Annotated in this window: 14 protein-coding genes; 6 read left to right on the top strand and 8 right to left on the bottom strand. The window is 69.6% G+C overall.

What is annotated here, in order from left to right:
• Positions 1–24 precede the first annotated feature (24 nt).
• The 4 genes from V2J18_RS07220 to V2J18_RS07205 all read left to right on the top strand — a co-directional run bounded on the left by V2J18_RS07220 (position 25) and on the right by V2J18_RS07205 (position 5,180).
• Positions 25–666, top strand: coding sequence for a peroxiredoxin family protein (locus tag V2J18_RS07220; RefSeq protein ID WP_336131421.1), 642 nt, complete (start codon positions 25–27; stop codon positions 664–666).
• Between the two features lie 162 nt (positions 667–828).
• On the top strand, positions 829–1,050 hold the full coding sequence (locus tag V2J18_RS07215) for a hypothetical protein (RefSeq protein WP_064750066.1): 222 nt from the start codon (positions 829–831) through the stop codon (positions 1,048–1,050).
• A 344-nt stretch (positions 1,051–1,394) separates the two neighbouring features.
• Complete coding sequence (locus tag V2J18_RS07210) at positions 1,395–4,718, top strand: nSTAND1 domain-containing NTPase (protein ID WP_336131420.1); 3,324 nt, start codon at positions 1,395–1,397, stop codon at positions 4,716–4,718.
• Between the two features lie 27 nt (positions 4,719–4,745).
• Complete coding sequence (locus V2J18_RS07205; protein ID WP_064750068.1) at positions 4,746–5,180, top strand: hypothetical protein; 435 nt, start codon at positions 4,746–4,748, stop codon at positions 5,178–5,180.
• 56 nt (positions 5,181–5,236) lie between these two features.
• On the opposite strand, the gene V2J18_RS07200 is transcribed toward V2J18_RS07205, so the two are convergent.
• On the bottom strand, positions 5,237–5,758 hold the full coding sequence (locus tag V2J18_RS07200; protein ID WP_064750069.1) for a hypothetical protein: 522 nt from the start codon (positions 5,756–5,758) through the stop codon (positions 5,237–5,239).
• A gap of 388 nt (positions 5,759–6,146) precedes the next feature.
• Here V2J18_RS07200 and V2J18_RS07195 point away from each other — a divergent pair, with 388 nt between their 5' ends.
• A complete protein-coding gene (locus V2J18_RS07195; RefSeq protein WP_336131419.1) occupies positions 6,147–7,532 on the top strand; it encodes a hypothetical protein in 1,386 nt (461 codons plus the stop codon).
• Positions 7,533–8,261: 729 nt separating this feature from the next.
• On the opposite strand, the gene V2J18_RS07190 is transcribed toward V2J18_RS07195, so the two are convergent.
• Positions 8,262–8,657 carry a ribonuclease domain-containing protein gene (locus tag V2J18_RS07190; RefSeq protein WP_336131418.1) on the bottom strand — a complete coding sequence of 132 codons (396 nt, stop codon included), beginning with the start codon at positions 8,655–8,657 and terminating at the stop codon, positions 8,262–8,264.
• A gap of 398 nt (positions 8,658–9,055) precedes the next feature.
• Between V2J18_RS07190 and V2J18_RS07185 the strand changes: the two genes are divergently transcribed.
• Entirely contained in the window at positions 9,056–10,453 is a 1,398-nt protein-coding gene (locus tag V2J18_RS07185) for a hypothetical protein (RefSeq protein WP_336131417.1), read from the top strand.
• A gap of 90 nt (positions 10,454–10,543) precedes the next feature.
• On the opposite strand, the gene V2J18_RS07180 is transcribed toward V2J18_RS07185, so the two are convergent.
• From V2J18_RS07180 to V2J18_RS07155, 6 genes are all read right to left on the bottom strand, one after another.
• Positions 10,544–12,139, bottom strand: a complete 1,596-nt coding sequence (locus V2J18_RS07180) for a hypothetical protein (RefSeq protein WP_336131416.1) — start codon at positions 12,137–12,139, stop codon at positions 10,544–10,546.
• The gene (locus tag V2J18_RS07175) at positions 12,136–13,566 is read right to left on the bottom strand and encodes a hypothetical protein (RefSeq protein ID WP_336131415.1); all 1,431 of its coding nucleotides are present in this window, start codon (positions 13,564–13,566) and stop codon (positions 12,136–12,138) included. The genes V2J18_RS07180 and V2J18_RS07175 overlap by 4 nt, the downstream gene beginning before the upstream one ends.
• A gap of 4 nt (positions 13,567–13,570) precedes the next feature.
• Positions 13,571–14,329, bottom strand: coding sequence for a PP2C family serine/threonine-protein phosphatase (locus V2J18_RS07170; protein ID WP_336131414.1), 759 nt, complete (start codon positions 14,327–14,329; stop codon positions 13,571–13,573).
• 13 nt (positions 14,330–14,342) lie between these two features.
• Positions 14,343–15,026 (bottom strand): vWA domain-containing protein, encoded by a 684-nt coding sequence (locus tag V2J18_RS07165; RefSeq protein ID WP_064750075.1) that lies wholly within the window; start codon positions 15,024–15,026, stop codon positions 14,343–14,345.
• Positions 15,027–15,170: 144 nt separating this feature from the next.
• Entirely contained in the window at positions 15,171–16,457 is a 1,287-nt protein-coding gene (locus tag V2J18_RS07160; protein WP_064750076.1) for a multidrug effflux MFS transporter, read from the bottom strand.
• Positions 16,457–16,912, bottom strand: a complete 456-nt coding sequence (locus V2J18_RS07155; protein WP_336131413.1) for a VOC family protein — start codon at positions 16,910–16,912, stop codon at positions 16,457–16,459. The genes V2J18_RS07160 and V2J18_RS07155 overlap by 1 nt, the downstream gene beginning before the upstream one ends.
• Positions 16,913–16,949 lie beyond the last annotated feature (37 nt).

Genomic DNA, 16,949 nt, shown 5'->3' with positions numbered 1-16,949 from the left:
GAACCCGCTGCTAGGGTCGGCGGCATGTCGTCGCCACCCGACATTCCCCGACCGGTTTCGCCGACCGGCCAGCGTTGGCTGTGGGCCGCGCTGGCTCTGGCCAGCGTTCTCGTCGTCGCCCTCGGCTGGCAGGTCGGGCGCATGCGCGAGGACCAGCGCTGGCTGGCCGACCGCATCGTCGCGCCCTACGTCGGCATGTACGTGCCGCGGGTGGCCCTGCACGGCCTCGACGGCCGGGCGATCGAACTCGGCCAGCCGCGCGGCGACAGTCAGGTGCTGTTCTTCTTCACCACCACCTGCCCCCACTGCCGCGCCTCGCTGCCGCAACTGAAACGGGTCGCGCGACAGTTGCCGCAAGCCTCCGCCGGCGGCGCCGAACTGATCGGCGTCGCCCTGGCCTCGCCCGGGCAGGCGCGCGCCTACGCCCGCGAACACGCCCTCGACTTCCCGCTGGTCGCTCACGACGACCGCCGCACCGCCGCGCTGTTCCGCGCACGCAAGGTGCCGGCACTGCTGGTGATCGGCCGCGACGGCCGGGTGCGCTATCGCCATGTCGGGGCCCTGAACGACAAACGGACCTTGCGCGAGCTGCTGCTCGCGGTACGGCCCGCGCCGCCGCGCGCGGCGTCCTCCCCGGCCGTCGCCGCTGCGGCGGCGCGGCCATGACTGCGCCGTCGGCGGTTGCGACGGCTGCGCGGACGCAACCGCGTCCGCAGGCGGTGCGGTCGCGGCCGCACCGTTCCGGCCGGACCGGCATCGTGCCGGGCTCCGGCGTTCCCTGCCGCCGGCCCCGACGGACCGGCGGCGTACCTCGACAGGAGCTCTGCAATGAAGAAGCGTAACCGTGGCGTCCGCGTCGTCTTCGCGGCCCTGCTGTTCTCGGCTGCGATGGGATTCGGCGCCTTCCAGGTCGTCGCCGGCAACGGCGCCGAGCCGGCGCAATCGGAATCCTGCAGCTCGTTCGCCTGCCGCAGCGAGTGTCCGGAATTCGGCGGCGATCTCGGCCCCGGCGGCCCCGGCCGTCCCCTGGTCTGCTATTGCTGCGGCTGATCCCCCTCGGCCGCCAGCGTCTGCCGGCTTCGGGGCGCCGCCCCGGGCCGGCTTTTTTATCCCGCCGCGTCACTCGCGCTCGCGCGGCGCTCACGCAAACCGGACCCCATAGCGGCCACCGCCCGCGATTCCGGCGCAGCCGGCAAAGTCCGCTTGCGGACACACACGGGCAGCGACGGTTTTGCTAGTTTTAGCGCTCCACCGATTCCGCCGGCTTAGCGATGGGGCGCTGCGCCGCGGCCTCTCGCCTGCCGCACCGATGTCGGGTCGCGCGGACGACGGGGCGGGCATGCACCGGCATGCGCCCTCCCCTCGTCGACGACCAACCACGAGCGTGCGCTGCGATGCCACAACGCATCGATCGGATCAAAAACCTCGCCGCGGTGTCGCAGTTCCGCATCGGCGCCCTGCTGGTCCAGCCCGACCGCCTGGCCATCGTCCGCGACGGCACGACCACCGCGCTGGAACCGCGCATGATGGAAGTGCTGGTCGCGCTGGCCGAGCGCGCCGGCGAGGTGGTGAGCGCCGAGCAGTTGCTGATCGAGATCTGGCGCGGCACCTTCTACGGCGACAATCCGGTCCACAAGACCATCGCCCAACTGCGGCGCCGGCTCGGCGACAGCAGCCGCGAACCCGAGTACATCGAGACCATCCGCAAGCGCGGCTATCGACTGGTCGCGCCGGTGGCCTTTCCCGACGATTACCGCAGCGGGCTGCCGCGCGCCGCCGCCTGGACCGAGGGCAGCCCTTACGTCGGCCTGCGCTCGTTCGACGAAGCCCATGCCGGCGTGTTCTTCGGCCGTGCCCGCGCCACCGCCGACCTGCTCTCGACCCTGCGCGAACAGGTGCAGAACCAGCGCCGTTTCGTCCTGGTCTCCGGCGCCAGCGGCTGCGGCAAGACCTCGCTGCTGCGCGCCGGGGTGATGCCGCTGCTGCAACAGGCCGGCGGCTTCGACGGCCTGCACGCACTGTCGACGGTGTACTTCGATCTGGGCATCTGCCGCGGCGGCGACGTGCTCGCGCGCTTGGCCCAGGCCTTGTGCGGCTGGAGCCTCGGCGGCCGCCCGGTGTTCCTGGCCTTGGAGGCGCCAACGCTGGCGCTGCAGTTGCGCGATGCGCCGGACGCGGTGCAGGCGCGCATCGCCGACGCCTTCGTGCGCCTGAGCGGGCAACGCGCCGCCGATGCGCACCTGCTGCTGGTGATCGACCACGCCGAAGCGGCGGTGGCCGAGCCGGCGATCCTCGATCGCGATCGCGAGGAACTCGGCGCCGCGCTGCGCAACCTGTGCGGCTGCGCCGGCGTGGCCGCGATCGCGATCACCCGCAGCGATTTCTATCCGCGCCTGATCGAAGAGGTGCCCGGCGTCGCCGAGCTCAAGGCCGGCGACGGCCATATCGACCTGCTGACCCCGCGCCTGGGCGAAATCGGCCAGATCATCCGCGCTCCGGCCGCATTGGCCGGCCTGAGTTTCGAAGAGGACCCCGACAGCTCGGTGCGCCTGGACGACCTGCTGCGCGACGCCGCCGCCCAGCACCCCGATTCGCTGCCGCTGCTGCAGCACACTCTGCAGGCGCTGTACGAACGCCAGGCCCCGGGCGGCGTGTTGAGCCTGGCCGCCTACCGCGAGATCGGCGGGCTGGAAGGCGCCCTCGCCCACCGCGCCGAACAGGTCTACAGCGAACTGCCCAGCGATGCCCAGGCCAGCCTGGAACAGGTGCTGGCGGCGCTGATCGTGATCCGCCCGGACAGCGATGCGGTCACCGCGCGCCGGGTATCGTGGTCGTCGCTGGCAGCGCCGGCGGCACGCGAATTGGCCGAGGCCTTCATCCGCGCGCGCCTGTTCGTCGGCGAACTCAGCGGCGGCGAGCCCGGCTTCGGCGTCGCCCACGAGGCCCTGCTGCGGCAATGGCCGCGCGCGCGCGAATGGGCGCACGACAACCGCCAGTTGCTGCAGGCGCGCGAACGCTTGCAGCGCGCGACCCGGCGCTGGGTCGACGGCGGACGCCGTGCCGATCACCTGCTCAACCCGGGCCGCCCCTTGGCCGAAGCGCAGGAAGCCGCACGCCGGCTGCCGGCCGAACTCGGCCCCGGCGAACGCGAGTTCCTGCGCGCCTGCGAACGCCAGCAACAGCGCAAACGCTGGCTGCGCACCGCCGCTCTCGGCGGCCTCGGCGCCCTGGCCTTGACCGCGACCGGGTTGGGCCTGCAGGCCTGGCAGGCGCGGCGCGAAGCCGAACGCCATCGCGACCAGGCCCAGCAATTGGTCGGCTTCATGCTCGGCGACCTGGCCGAGCAACTGCGGCCGCTCGGCAATCTCAAGCTGCTCGACAGCGTCGGCAGCCAGGCCCTGCGCTATCTGGAGCGCATGCCGGACGCGCGGATGCAGCCGCGCGAACTGCTCAGCCACGTGCGCGCCCTGCGCACGGTGGGCGAAGTGCTGATGAACCAGGGGCGTTTCGACGAGGCCCACCAGGCCTTCGAGCGCGCCGCGGCCGCCTTGCGCCAGGCTCGCCGAGCGACCCCGGACTCGTCGGAGATGCTGGCCGAATCGGGCACGGTCGCCTACTGGCAGGGCTATTACGACTTCCGGCAAAAGCGCCTCGACGCTGCGCAAGCCCACTGGCGCGAGTATCTGCGCGCCAGCGAGACGCTGGTCGCGCGCGCGCCGGCCGACCCGCGCTGGCAGTTGGAGTTGTCCTACGCGCTCAACAATCTCGGCACCCTCGCCCACACCCGCCAGCGCAGCGCCGAAGCCGCCGACCTGTTCGCGCGCTCGGTGGCGATCAAGCAGCGGTTGCTGGCGGACAAGCCCGACGACAAGCCGCTGCGCTTCGATCTGGTCGACAGCCTGTCCTGGCTCAGCAGTTCGCAGGAGGCGCGCGGACAACTGGACGACGCCGCGCAAGGCTATTTACTGCAGAACCGGATGCTGCGCGAACTGGTCGCCAGCGAACCCGATGCCGACGCCTGGCGGCGCAAACTGGCGACATCGCTGCTGCGCACCTCGATCCTGTCCATCGACCGCGGCCATACCGAGCAGGCCGCGGCCGAAGTCGGCGAAACCCTGAGCCTGTTGCGCGCGCTGGTCCGCCAGCAACCCGACAACAGTACCTGGCGCCGCGATCTCGCCCACGCCTATGCGCATGCGGGCCGGATCGAGACCTTGCGCGGCGCGCGCCAACGCGCGGTCGCGCTGCTGCGCGAGGGGCGCGACAGTCTGGCGCCGCTGCTGACCGAGCAAGAGCCCTTGCCGGAGTGGCGTCGGGTCGGCGCGCTGCTGAACCTGCGCCTGGCCGAGGTCGACCCGCAGACAGCGACTCAGCCTGAATTGGTGGATCGCGCCGTCGCCGAACTCGCCGCGCTGCAGGCGCAGGCGCCGGGCGACGCCAAGAGCCTGGCCGCCTTGGCCTGGGCCCTGGCCTGGCGCGGCGAACGGCTCGCCGCCCGCGGCCAGACCGAACTCGCCCGCAACGATTGGACCCGGGTGCGCGACCTGGTCGCCGGACGCGTCGCCGATTCCAGCGACCGTTCCCTGCTGGATGCCTGGTCCCGCGCGCAAATCCATCTCGGCGCGCGCGACGCGGCGACGCGCCAGCTCGAATGGCTGCACAGCAGCGGCTATCGCCACCCCGACTTCATCGCCTTCTACGACGCATCCACCCACTAGTTCATCCACCCGCTAGGAAGCTCCACCATGCCCAAGGCCCAAGCCGCCTCCAAGACCCCCATCGTCATCGAATTCACCGTCGCCTACGTCGTGTTCGGCGGCAACGCCGGCCGCGGCGAATACTTCTACAGCTTCTCGCCGGACGTGGTCATGGCTTACAAGGGCCAAAGTCCGGTGCAGATGGTCTATCAGCTCGACGAAGGCGTCTCCAAGCACTTCGTGATCGAGAGCCTGCTCACCTCGGACGCTAAGAACCAGATCTACGACATCAAGATCGCCTCCGACGGCCGCAGCGTCAGCATGATGAACCGCAACGATACCCCCACCCTGATCTTCTTCTCCGTGCTGGTGCGCGACGGCAAGCGCGGCGTGCTGGTGGCCTGCGATCCGCAAGTCGGCAACGACCCGGAGATCACTCCGCAGGCGGGCCAGGTCAGGAAGGCCGGCAATAAAGCCAACTAGTCGCCGTACGCGGCGTTCCGGGCACGGAAATGCCCGGAACGCCCTTCGCCGCGCGCTCAGCCGCCGCTGCCGCGGATCAGGCGCTCGCATTGGAACGCCATCGTGTGGGCGTTGCTCAGCCCTTTCGTATTCGCGCGCCGCGCGGTTTCGATCTTGCCGGTCAGGATATCGAGGGCGGCGCGCTCGTCCTCGGTCCAATCCTTGTACTTCGCCGACGCCTTGTAGCGGTCGATCGCGGCCAGCGTATCGCGGTAGTCGTCGACGATGAAGCCGCGCCGGTCCGCGCAATTCTTCCACGCCCGCAACAGGACCGGATTCAGCTTGGGCGTATCGCGCGAGCACGGCCTGGCGCCGCAGGCCTGCCCCCCGTCCAGCCCCAGGCTTTCCGTGACGCAGTTATCGCGCCGCGATGCATAGGGAACCAACTGGCAGCCCTCGAGCTTGGATCGCCGCTCCACGTCCTTCTTGTCCAGATCGTCGCTGTCTCCGGCCTGCGACGTCGTCTCGTACGCCTCGATTCGCGGCGACGCCGCAACCGGCGCCGTCGCCAACGCCATCAGCCACGGCAGCGCCAGCAATCGCAATGTTTTCATGGCGAGTTCTCTCATCGGCAAAAAATTTCGCGACGGCCAACACCGTCGCGTCGTACCGCCTGGCGGTATCGCAAGGCGACTTTGGCGACGCAGACCGCACCTCGCCTTACCGGCAACTGACGATCGCTTCCGCAATGGCCGTTGCGCGAAATCACCGTTAATCACCGCTTCTTGCCGACACGCGTGGACATCGCCGCAAGCGCATGAAATCGCGGGCCGATTGGAACAGTAAGGTTGCCGTAAGGCGCCGCGCGGCGCGACTGCGCACAGTCGGCGTCCTCGGACGGCGCCGTGCCGCATCCGGGACCGCGGCGCCGTCCGGCGCGCGGCATCCGCACGGACCCGCCAAGCGCGGGCTCAGGGAGTCAGGGCCATGCTCAAGAACCAACCTCAGGACGCCAACAGCGCCCAACCGGGCGACAACGGCAACGACGAAATCGTCTCCGCGTTCCGCGATCAGGCTTACGAGCGTCGAGTGCAACAGCGCGCGCTCACCGGCGACGCCGCCGCCGCGGCCGACTACAACCAGAAGCCGTGGAGCTTGCTGTACAGCGCGCTGGTCAACTCGCTCGGCGTGACGCCGGAGACGTTCCAGCTGGTGTACCCGTTCACCAAGTGGAACTGGGAAACCGCCCAGTCCGGCTTCATCGGTTCGGCGCAATACGACTTCTGTTCGACCATGCCGCAATGGAGCGCGGTCGGCAATTACATTTCCAGCGGCGATCGCTTCAACGACGCCTACCAGCAGTTCCTCAACGTGATCGTCGCCGCGACCGACGATGCCAAGCTGCGCCAGAAGATCCGCGACGCGGACCAGCAGATGACCTCGGCGAGCAACAACTACGACAGCATCTATCGCCAAGCCGAAATCCGCTACGGCGACCAGGTCAAGGACAACGACCCTTCGTTCTCGGACTGGCTCGGCTCGCTCGCCGGCAAGGGCTGGGCGACCAAGCTCGCCACCGCCGACACCAAGCTGACCCAGGCACAGACGACCTACAACGCCCTGGTTGCGGAAGCCAACACGCCCGGCCTGGCCGAAGCGCAGAAGCAGTACGCCAACCAGGATTTCTATGCGCACTTGGAGTCCCCCGGGCTGCAGAACTACCCCATGGTTCCGTACTGGGCCGTGGCCCAGAACGCGGCCGATTGGGTCGATGCGGTGATGGCGAACGAAGGGCCGGCCGGGGCGACGATGGGCTTCACCTCGCGCGACTCGTCCTACGACTACAAGAAGACCTGGGCCGGCGGCTCGGCGGCGGTGCTGCAGTGGTTCTGGGAAGTGCAGGTCAACGGCAAGTGGGAACGCGTGACCCAGTTCGAGAGCGACAACGAGCTCGAAGTCTCGTTGGAGTTCCAGGCCATCGACCAGATCCAGATCCAGCCTGCGGACTGGTACAACGGCCCGGTGGTGCGCAGCCTGTCGGACGGTCCCTACACCCGCGGCTACAGCGAGTTCGGCGGCGACGGCAACAAGGCCGTGTTCGGCGAGAAGGGCTTCTTCACCCTGCTCAAGACCGGCATGATCGTCGGCTTCAAGCCGGCCTTCACGATCCGCACCAGCAAGTCGACCTTCGACTCGTTCCGGCAGAAGTTCGGTTCCGCGACCGGACTGCGCATCGGGCCGTTCGTGTTCGAAGCCGCCGGCGGCAGCGAGCATGCCGGCTGGAACGCGAGCGCCTCCGGCCAGACCTTCAGCGGCACCACCAGCTCGAACCAGGCGCTGATCATCGGCGTGACGATCTCCAAGCTGCCCTGAGCGCAAACCCGGCGCGACCGCGCTGCGGAGAAACCGAAGCGACGCCGGCCGGGCCTCCCGGCCGGCGTCGCCGTTTGCGCAGGCAGCATCGGCATCCCCGGCGGATGCGTTCGGTCGTCCTCGTCGCATCCTTCGCCGGATGCCCGGACGTTGCTGTTGCTGTTGCTGTTGCTGTTGCCGTTGCCGTTGCCGTTGCCGTTGCCGTAAGAGCTTGGCGCCGCAGCGAACTTGCGAGAACGCCCTGAAGCCCCGGAGGCGGCCCGCAGGGAAGCGGGCCGTGCGCAGCCAGGCCAGGGAGGGCCTGTGCGGAGCAGCCCTGCACAACCCCCGTCCCATACCGAAACCACCATGGCGTTTTCTTTGGTTACGTTGACCGAAGGAAAGCCAGTAGGACTTTGTCGCCTTGGACAAGGAAAGTGGCCCGGCCGCTTGCAGACGGAAGCTTGGCTTTGGCGCCTTATAGCTTTGAAGCTTCACAGACCTGCGAACGACGAACGCCGCGAGACCGCGAGACCGCGGTCGCGGCTTGCGCCGCTCCTACCCCCGCGATGGTTTCGGGCTTCGATCGATAGAGAAGACGCTGGTTTATCTACGCGTCCGCGGGGGGCGCGGCTTGCCCGCTCCTACCCCGAACATAGGAAAGGCCCAGCGCGACGCACGTCGGGCCAACGCGGGAAAGGCCCGGCGCGAGCCGCGCCGGGCCCAGGTTGGGACCGGTAGCCCGGTCGATCATTGGATCTCGCAGAAGGTCCGGTAATGGTCGGGCGTGTAATAGCGCATCGCCACGACGTTCTTGCGCTCGCCCATGGTCACCAGATAGACCAGACGGCGCTCGCCGGCCGCGCCGTCGTCCTTGCGGATCTTGCCCTCCCAGTACTGCTGGCCGCGCGCCGCGCGCGGCAGCTTGGCCGGGTCGTTGTTGTAGACCTGCACGTCCATGCCGGCGCGGGCGCACTCCGGGATCGGATTCGGATTGGTGATGCAGTACGACATGGTGCGCATGGCTTCCTTGATGTCCGGCGGCAGGCTGCGGCAAACCGGCGGCTTGGCCGCATCGGCCTGGGCCAGGGCGGGCGCTGCGGCCAGTACGGCGAGCAGCACGGGGGTGGCGAGCTTGGCGTTCATGGGCGTTCTCCTGGAGGTCGCTGCAGCGGTCGGCAGCGCGCGACGACATACGGCACACGAGGACGGCCGCCTCCCTGCCGGGGTGCGAGCGGACCGGCCGCGCGGTCCGCGACGCCGGGGATCGGCGTCCGCAGATCGACCATGACGGCGCCGCGCACCTCTCGCCTTACCGACAACTTACGATCGCCGGCACGCGGCGTCGCAGTCGCGCGCGATCCGCTAAAGCATTGATCCATCTCAAAAAGAGCAACCGTAAGGTTGCCGTAAGGTGGGACGTGTCCGGTTCAAGCAACGCTGAGACACCGGTCCGCCGCGTGCCGCCGCCGGGATCGCGCCGCCGTCCGGCGCGCGAGGCCGGGCACGGCCGCCGATCGCGCGGCAGCAGCAAGGAGCCGCTCATGTCCCAGTCCGATTACCTGGCGCCCGACGCCGAAGAGGCCCTCGACGTGCAGGACGATCTCGGTCCGCTCTCGCAGTTCCGTCACGGCGCCCAGGACCGGCGTCTGCTCGAACTGGCCCGGCTCGACGCCGGCCTGGCCGCCAACGTCGACTTCGACGACAAGCCCTGGGGCCTGCTGTATCGCGCCCTGATCGATTCCTTGTACGCCTCGCCGGACGACTTCCAGCTGATCTACCCGGCCCAGCCCTGGGACTGGAAGCCCACCCAGGCCGGCTTCATTTCCGGCGCCCAGTTCGATTTCTGCGCCACCGTGCCGCAATGGAGCGCGATCGCCGCCTTCGTCTCCAGCGGCGACACGGTGCACCAGGCCTATCAGCAGTGCCTCAACGTGGCCCAGACGCAGACCGAATACCCGAGCCTGCGCCGGCACCTGATCGACGCCGAAGACGAACTGGTCGCTGCGACCAATCAGTACACCCTGGCCGCGACCTCGGCCGCATCGGTGCACGCCACCCGCGGCGGCGAAGACGCGCCGAGCTTCAGTCAATGGCTGGGCAGCCGCGACGGCCGCCCGTACCAGAATCGCATCGTCGCCGCCGAAGTGCCGATGAACCAGGCACAGGCGCATTACGCCGCGCTGGTCGCGCAGTGCGACCATGCCGAGCTCGGCGCCGCGCAGCGCCGCTGCGGCGACGAAGCCCATCGGGTGCGCCTGGCCGACCTGGACCTGCTGCGCATGCCGAAGGTGCCGGACTGGCGCATCGCCGAGCACGCCGAACATTGGACCGAACGCGCCCGCCGCGGCGAGGCCCCGGCCGGCGCGACCCTCGGCTTCAGCAACCGCGAAGCGCCCTACGACTTCAGCCAGACCTGGGCCGGCCGACAGACCAAGGTCCGTCGTCTGTTCTGGCAATTGCGCATCGACGACCGCTGGGAACGCATCGACGAGTTCGAATACGACCACCAGCTCGAACTGTCCTTAGACTTCCGCGCGGTCGACCGCATCGCCATCGCACCCGGCGACTGGTACGACGGCGACTTCGCCCGCAGTCTGATCGACGGTCCGTTCGCGCACGGCTACAGCGCGTTCGGCGACGAGCGCAGCCAGGCGGTGTTCGGCGAGAAAGGCTTCTTCGGCCTGGTCAAACGCTCGATGTACGTCGGCTACAAGCCCAGCTTCGCGATCCGCACCACCACCTCGACCTTCCGCCGCTTCGGCTATCCCTTCCAGGCCGCGACCGGGCTGCGCATCGGGCCCTTCACCTTCGAAGCCGAAGGCGGCAGCCGGGCCGCCGGCTGGTGCGCCGATCCGGCCACCCGCACCTTTACCGGCACCACGACCTCGGAAGTGCCGATGATCATCGGCGTCGGAGTCGGCGAACTGCCGAACGCTTGAGCCGGGAACGGGCGCGCGGCAATCCGGAACGAGGCACCGCCGCCGGCGCTGCATTCCCGGGAAGCGGTGCAGCCGCCGCGTTGCCCCCGTTCAGCCCCGCCCGTACACCCGCGGGCAGTTGCTGCCCTCGCACTCGCGACCGGCTTCGTGCAGCAGCACCGACTGGCCGAGATCGCCGCGCGGCGGTTCGACCCCGATCGGCACGAACAGGATCGCGCTGGTACTGCGGCCGAGCCCGGCGGGCAGTTCGAAGCCGCGCACCACGCGGAACCGCGGCACGCCGGCGAAGCGCTGGTCGAAGCGCTTGGCGGCTTCGCCGTAGCCACGCCACTGGAACAGATCCTGGTCGCTGGCCACGACCAGCGCGCCGCGCTGCCAAGCTTCGGAGAAGCGCTCGACCACGTTCGGCCCGCCCTCGTCCGCAGCGCTCAGAAAATCGTCGAGCGCGCGGCTGAGGGCGTTGGTGTCCGGCTTGCCCGCGTCGCCTTCGCCGGCGATCGCGCGCGCCGCCGAAGGCGCCGCCGGCAACGGCCGGCGCGCCTGTTCGAGCAGGGCCGGCGACAACGAAGAGCGGCGTTGTTTCAGCGCCACGACCTCCGCCTGCGCCTGCAGGATCGCGAAATACGGCTGCGCCTCACGGCCGCCGGCGGCGTCGACGCGTTCGCGCAGCTTGCGCGACCCGCTGCCGCCGTTGCGCAATTCGGCGTCGATGACCAGGGCCCCCAGCGCCAACTCCGGCTGCCGGTAGAGCCAGGTCCAGGCCCAGCCTCGCCAAGCCCCATCGAAGTCCGGATCGACGCGCAACGCACGCTCGAACAGCGCCTGCGCCGCATCGCGCTCGCGCCGCAATCGCGCCAGTTTCAGCGAGCCGATGTCCCCGGCTTCGGACGGCGCGGACAGATCGTCCATGAAACGGCGCAAACGACGGATGCCGAGTTCGCGCGCGGCCAGCGCGCGGCGCGGATCGGCGTCGACCGCGATCGCCAGTTGCCGCTCCATCGGCGCATCGCCTTGCGGATCGCGGCCGGGGCGACGTTCGTCTTCGGCGACCATGCGCTGGTAGGCCGCCATCGCCGCTTGATACTCCGCGGCATCGCCCGACTGCGGCCGGTCGCGGGCGAGCTGGCCGAGCAACGCCAGTTGCTGGCGATAGAACCCGTCGCCGCGCGCCGCGTTGCGCGCCGACTCGCGGATCAGGCGCGCGCTTTCGGCTTCGTAGTCGGCCTGGCTCAGGCCCGCCGGCGGGTCGATATCGATCGCCGGCGTGACCCCGGCCTGTTGCATGCGCGCCGCGGTCAGGCGCGAGCGCGCCGCATCCTGCCCGGCCTCGCGCTCGCGCCGCACCGTCATATAGCCATGCCCGAGCAACAACGCGCCCAACACCGCGGCTGCGATCGCGGTGCGCGTGGCCAGTTCGCGGTCGCGGTCCTCGTAGGCGCGCCAAGCCACCGCCAGCAGACTCGGCACGCCCGCCAATACCAGACCGGCGCGGAACCAGCGTTCGCCGTTCGACGCTTGCGGCGGCGACAACCATTGCCCGAACACGGTCATCGCCCACATCGGCAGCGACATCAGCCAACCGGTATACGGCGCCAACACCAGTACGACGAAGAACGCCAGCACGCCCAGTTTGAACCAGGACCACCACGACGGACGCAGACGCATCGGCAGGACGATGCGCATCATCGGTTCTTCAGCATTCGCGGCAGGGTCACGGCGAATACCCAGCACAGCACCAGGAAGACCGCGCCCAATCCGGTCATCAGCATCGCGTCGACCCAGGCTTCCAGCGGCTTATTGGCCGGGTCCGGTTGCAAGGCCGCATACAGACGATGCAGGCCCTGGGCGATGAAGGCGAACAGCACCGGAAAGGCGATCGCGAGCATGCCGCGCGATTGCGTGGCCAGGCGCAGATTGGCCAGCCATGCCGGCTGCGGCATACGCGCCGGCGGCGGTGCGGGCGTCAGTCGCGGCGGCGGCGGCCGGCCCAAACGCGGCGCACGCAACCGGGCGGCCGCGGCTTGCGGCGGCGCGCGCGGCGGCTCCGCCACCGGCCGCGGCTTGGCCTTGCGCGCGGTCTTGGCCAACAAGTCCTGGCGCGCGCACGAGGCGCAGGCCTGGCCGGCGTAATGCTGATGCTCGCGCTCGCGTTTGCATACCACCAGTTTGCCGCTGGAGGGCTTGGCGTAATCGCGCAACGCCGCGCTCCAATCGGCCGCGCTGGGCCGCTCGCCGCCGTCGCCGAAGGCGCGGTCGAACAGTTCGCGCAATTCGCGCGGCACGCTGCCGTGGGCGCTGACCGGGCTCGGTGCCATCAAACGGTGCGCGCGCAGACCGTAGGCGTAGTAGCGCTCGCGGATGCGGCTGGGGATGTCGGTAGGCACCCGATCGGCCGCGGGCTTGCCGGTATAGGGATGCAGGCCGAAATTGAGCAGTTGGAAGATCACCACCGCCAAAGCGAAGCGATCCTGCGCCTCCTCGCCGAGCGGATCGGGCCCGCGTTGCTGGAACTCCGGCGCCAGGTAATCCGGGGTGAACTGCGGCGCGGAGTAGCGCCGGCCGCGGCCCTGGATGCTGAAGCCGTCGCAATCGAGCAAGGCGATGTATAGCGAGGCGCGGTAGAAACGCAGATTGACCGGCTTGAGATCGACCACGTAGTGGTGCTGCGCGTGCAAAGCCGCGAGCACCGCACTGAGGTTGGCCGCCAGGGTGATCTTCGGCCCCAGCCCGACCGGCAGGCCGGCGGCGCGCGCCTGCCGCTCCTGCAGCACCTGCTCCAGTTCGGAGGTCGACTGCACGTCCAGCGCCGGCATGGAAAACCCGACGAAGCGGCCGCGCTCGTCGCGCACGGTCGCGTCCGGCCAGGCGATCTGCACGTAGCGTTTGCCGCCCTCGAACTGGTCGGGCAGTTGCGGACGCAGCTCGAGCATGGCCTCGACGCGGTCGGTATAGCTCGGCGGATCGACCCGCTCGTGATAGATCTTCGCCACCCGGTCGGGAAACTCGGGCAGCAGGTAGACGCTGCCCGCGCCGCCGCTCTTGATCAGCGCCCCCAGGCGGGTGCGCCGGTCGCCGATGCGGATGCCGCTGCCGCTGACCGGACTGGTCGTCACCGGTTCAACTCCGCAGCGCGATCAGCAGGGTCTTGTCGTCGGACGTGATGCCGTGCGTGCGCGGATCGTCCAGCGTGCCGTGCAAGGCGCGGCTGCCTGCGGCTTCGTCGACCGTGCGCAGATAGCGCTCGACCGGGTCCATGAACGGACGATACAGACCGGCATTGCCCTTCTGCATCGCGAACGGCATCGCGCCGTCGGACATCAACGCCACCCGCTCCACCGGCTCGCTCACCGCAAGCACTCGCAGGCAGCCGCGCCAGGCCTCGCCGGTGACGAAGTAGGTTTCGTTGGCGTATTCGCCGTTGTGCGGCAACGAGATCCGCGCCGGCGCGTCGGACTGTGCCGGCTCGGCCACGCCGAGACCGTCGCCGACATGCACGAACCAGCCGCGCTGCGCGTCGCCGACATAGGCCACCAGAGTCGCGGCATAGCTCGACAAGGCCGCGCCGTCGCGCCGCGCGCGCGCGACCAGGGCCTCGCGGGCGAATGCGACGGCCTCGCCCGCGAACCCGGCGAAGCCGTCCTCGTCGGCCTGCAACCACTGCGGCTGCGCCGCCAACCGTTCGGCCAGCGCCGCGACCACCGCATCGGCGATCAACCGCGAACCGATCTCGCTGTGCGCGGCCGAACCGGCGCCGTCGCATACCGCCGCGACCAGGCGTTCGCCGTCGACCCGGTACGCGAACGCGTCCTGGCACGGGATGCCTTTGTCGAGGTGGGATTTGCCGGTCGCCGATGCCGCATGTACCTGCCAGCCCATGACCCGGCGCCGCTCAGGTCGGCACCGCGGACCAAGTGTCGGTGGAAGGCAATTGCGCCTGTCCGCCCGGCCGCGACTGCGACACCACCTGCATGCTCGCGCTGAGCCACAGGAACAGTTCGCGGAATTGCAGACCGTGCAGGCGCTTCACTCCGGCCAGCCCCTTGCTGCTGAACTGGCCCATGGCCTGTTCCTGCGAGCCCTCGCCGACCGCGATCGGGAAAATCGCGACCTTGTTGGCCAATTCGGCTTCGCGCGCGCGCTTGGCCGCCGCTTCCCAGGCATCGGTCGGCGAACCGTCCGACATCAGGAACAGCCACGGCCGGGTATAGGCGACGCCGGCCTGCTTGAAGCGCTGCTTCTCGTTCTCGATTTCGGTCAGGGCCAGTTCGACCGCGCGCCCGGTCGGCGTGGTGCCGTCGGCTTCCAGCGCCGGCGCGGCGAAATCCATCGCATCGCACCAGTCGCCGACGACTTCGGCGTGATCGAAGCCGCCGTAGCGGATCACCAGCACGCGCACCCGCTTGGCCGCGATGACGTCGTCCTTGAGTTCGCGCTCGAGCAGCTTCAGGCCCTCGTTCAACTGCTGCACCGGCTGGCCGTTCATGCTGCCGGAACAGTCGAGCACCAACACCAGCGGCGTGCGCTGTTCGGTGTTGTCGACCAGGGATACGTCGGGGATCGCCGTCTGCGTCATGGCATTCCTTTGCGATGGTGGAAAGCCCGAGTATAGCCGCGCCTCGGCCGGTCGGGGCCAGGGCCGGGCCCAGGCGCCCCCGCAAACGAGGAAACCCGGCCGGACCGCGGCGATTCTGCGATCCGCGTCGCGCCGCGCGCCGGCTTACAGCGAATCCTGCGGCTCGATTACCGGTGCGTCCTCCGGCACCCGCGCGCAGCGGCCGCTGCGCGAGACCCAGGCTTCCCAGCACCAGAAGCCCCAGGCGGCCGCGGTCAGCGCCGAGGACACGATCGCCAGGACGATGGCGCTGCCGCTGACCAGCGGCGAGATCACGCCGGCCAACACCGCGTTCACCACCAGGCCGCCGAAGGCCTGCAGCGACGAGGCCGAGCCGCGTTGGTGCGGGTACATGTCGAGGATCGACAAGGTCACGATCGGGAATACCAGGGCGATGCCGAACGCGAGGATGCACATCGGCAGCACCGCCCACGGCACCTGCGGCGCCGGCGCCAGCAGGTTATAGCCCAGGTTCAGGGCGATGGCGAGTGCGCAGAAAGCAAAGCCGATGCCGACCAGGCGGTCGCCGCCGATCTTGCCGGCGGCGCGGCCGGAGGCGAACGAGCCCAGCACCATGCCGCCGATGGTCGGCACGAAGAACCAGGCGAACTCGCGCTCGCTGAGCTTGAGGATGTCGAGCACGAACGCCGGCGCCGAACCGATGTACAGGAACAGCGCGCCGAAATTGAACGCGCCGACCGCGGTCAGGCGCTGGAACCGCGGATTGAGCCAGATCGCCACGTAGTCGCGCAGCAGCCGCTTGGGCTTGAGCGACAGCCGCGCCTGCGGCGGATGGGTCTCGGGCAGGCCGGCCGCGACCGCGATCCACAGCAGCACCGAGAAACCGACCAGGAACCAGAAGATCGCCGGCCAATGCGCCCAGCCCAGAATCCAGCCGCCGATCACCGGCGCGATCGCCGGGGCGATGCCGAAGATCATCATCACCTGGCTCATCAGCCGCTGCGCGTCGTCGCCGTGCAGCAGGTCGCGGATCACCGCGCGGCCGACGATCAGGCCGACGCCCGCCGAGAGCCCCTGGATCGCGCGAAAGAAAAGCAGCGTCGACAATTGCTCCGACAGCGCGCACGCCGCCGACGCCAGGGTGAACACCCCCAGCCCGCCGAGAATCACCTTGCGCCGGCCGATCGCGTCGGACAGCGGCCCGTGCACCACGCTCATCAGCGCGTAGGCGACCAGGTAGACGCTGATGGTCTGCTGCATCGCCAGCTTGTCGGCGCCGAGTTCGGCGCCCATCACCGGGAACGCGGGAAAGATCGTGTCGATCGAGAACGGGCCGAACATGGCCAGGCCGCCGAGCAGCAAGGCCAAGCGACGGAGCGACAGCGGCAAGGCCCGCGCGGGCGCCGTGGGGGATTCGGAAGGTGCGCTCATCAGCTGGCGGCGTTGGATGCGTCGGTATCGATCGGAACCTCGTCGGGAGGGCCCTTGAGTTCGACCACGTTGCCCTCGGGGTCGTACAGGTACTGCGAGGGGCCCTCGCCTTCGGCGCCGTAACGCGAACCGAAATCGCCGATGCGCGCGCCGTGGGCTTCCAGGTAAGCGACGATGGCGGCGCGGTCGAACGGCTCGGCGCGCAGGCATAGGTGATCCATGTTGCGGCCCTCGGCGCCGGGGGGCGCCCCGCCCATGCGGCCGAGCTTGCCCTCCACATCGACCAGGTCGATCAGCGACAGACCGGCACGCAGCTGGACCAGGCCGATTTCGTCCTGGCGCCGCTCCAGGCGGCAGCCGAGCACGTCGCAGTAGAAGGCCACCATCGCCGGGGTATCGCGCACCCGCAACACCACATGGTCGAGCTGCAGCAAGCTGAACGGTCGCGCGGACATCGCCAGGCCTCATCGCATGAATGGGGGCCGTCAGCAT

Origin of the sequence: Lysobacter firmicutimachus, from assembly GCF_037027445.1 — a bacterium.
In the GTDB taxonomy this organism is placed as follows: Bacteria; Pseudomonadota; Gammaproteobacteria; order Xanthomonadales; family Xanthomonadaceae; genus Lysobacter; species Lysobacter firmicutimachus.
Note: the sequence above shows the minus strand (reverse complement) of the source record. Positions and strands in the feature narration are given on the sequence as shown.

Coding starts and splice junctions, on each gene's coding strand:
- V2J18_RS07155 (WP_336131413.1), bottom strand. CDS start 16,912: ATGTCCGCGCGACCGTTCAGCTTGCTGCAGCTCGACCATGTGGTGTTG.
- V2J18_RS07180 (WP_336131416.1), bottom strand. CDS start 12,139: ATGATGCGCATCGTCCTGCCGATGCGTCTGCGTCCGTCGTGGTGGTCC.
- V2J18_RS07215 (WP_064750066.1), top strand. CDS start 829: ATGAAGAAGCGTAACCGTGGCGTCCGCGTCGTCTTCGCGGCCCTGCTG.
- V2J18_RS07160 (WP_064750076.1), bottom strand. CDS start 16,457: ATGAGCGCACCTTCCGAATCCCCCACGGCGCCCGCGCGGGCCTTGCCG.
- V2J18_RS07220 (WP_336131421.1), top strand. CDS start 25: ATGTCGTCGCCACCCGACATTCCCCGACCGGTTTCGCCGACCGGCCAG.
- V2J18_RS07165 (WP_064750075.1), bottom strand. CDS start 15,026: ATGACGCAGACGGCGATCCCCGACGTATCCCTGGTCGACAACACCGAA.
- V2J18_RS07190 (WP_336131418.1), bottom strand. CDS start 8,657: ATGAACGCCAAGCTCGCCACCCCCGTGCTGCTCGCCGTACTGGCCGCA.
- V2J18_RS07185 (WP_336131417.1), top strand. CDS start 9,056: ATGTCCCAGTCCGATTACCTGGCGCCCGACGCCGAAGAGGCCCTCGAC.
- V2J18_RS07195 (WP_336131419.1), top strand. CDS start 6,147: ATGCTCAAGAACCAACCTCAGGACGCCAACAGCGCCCAACCGGGCGAC.
- V2J18_RS07170 (WP_336131414.1), bottom strand. CDS start 14,329: ATGGGCTGGCAGGTACATGCGGCATCGGCGACCGGCAAATCCCACCTC.
- V2J18_RS07205 (WP_064750068.1), top strand. CDS start 4,746: ATGCCCAAGGCCCAAGCCGCCTCCAAGACCCCCATCGTCATCGAATTC.
- V2J18_RS07210 (WP_336131420.1), top strand. CDS start 1,395: ATGCCACAACGCATCGATCGGATCAAAAACCTCGCCGCGGTGTCGCAG.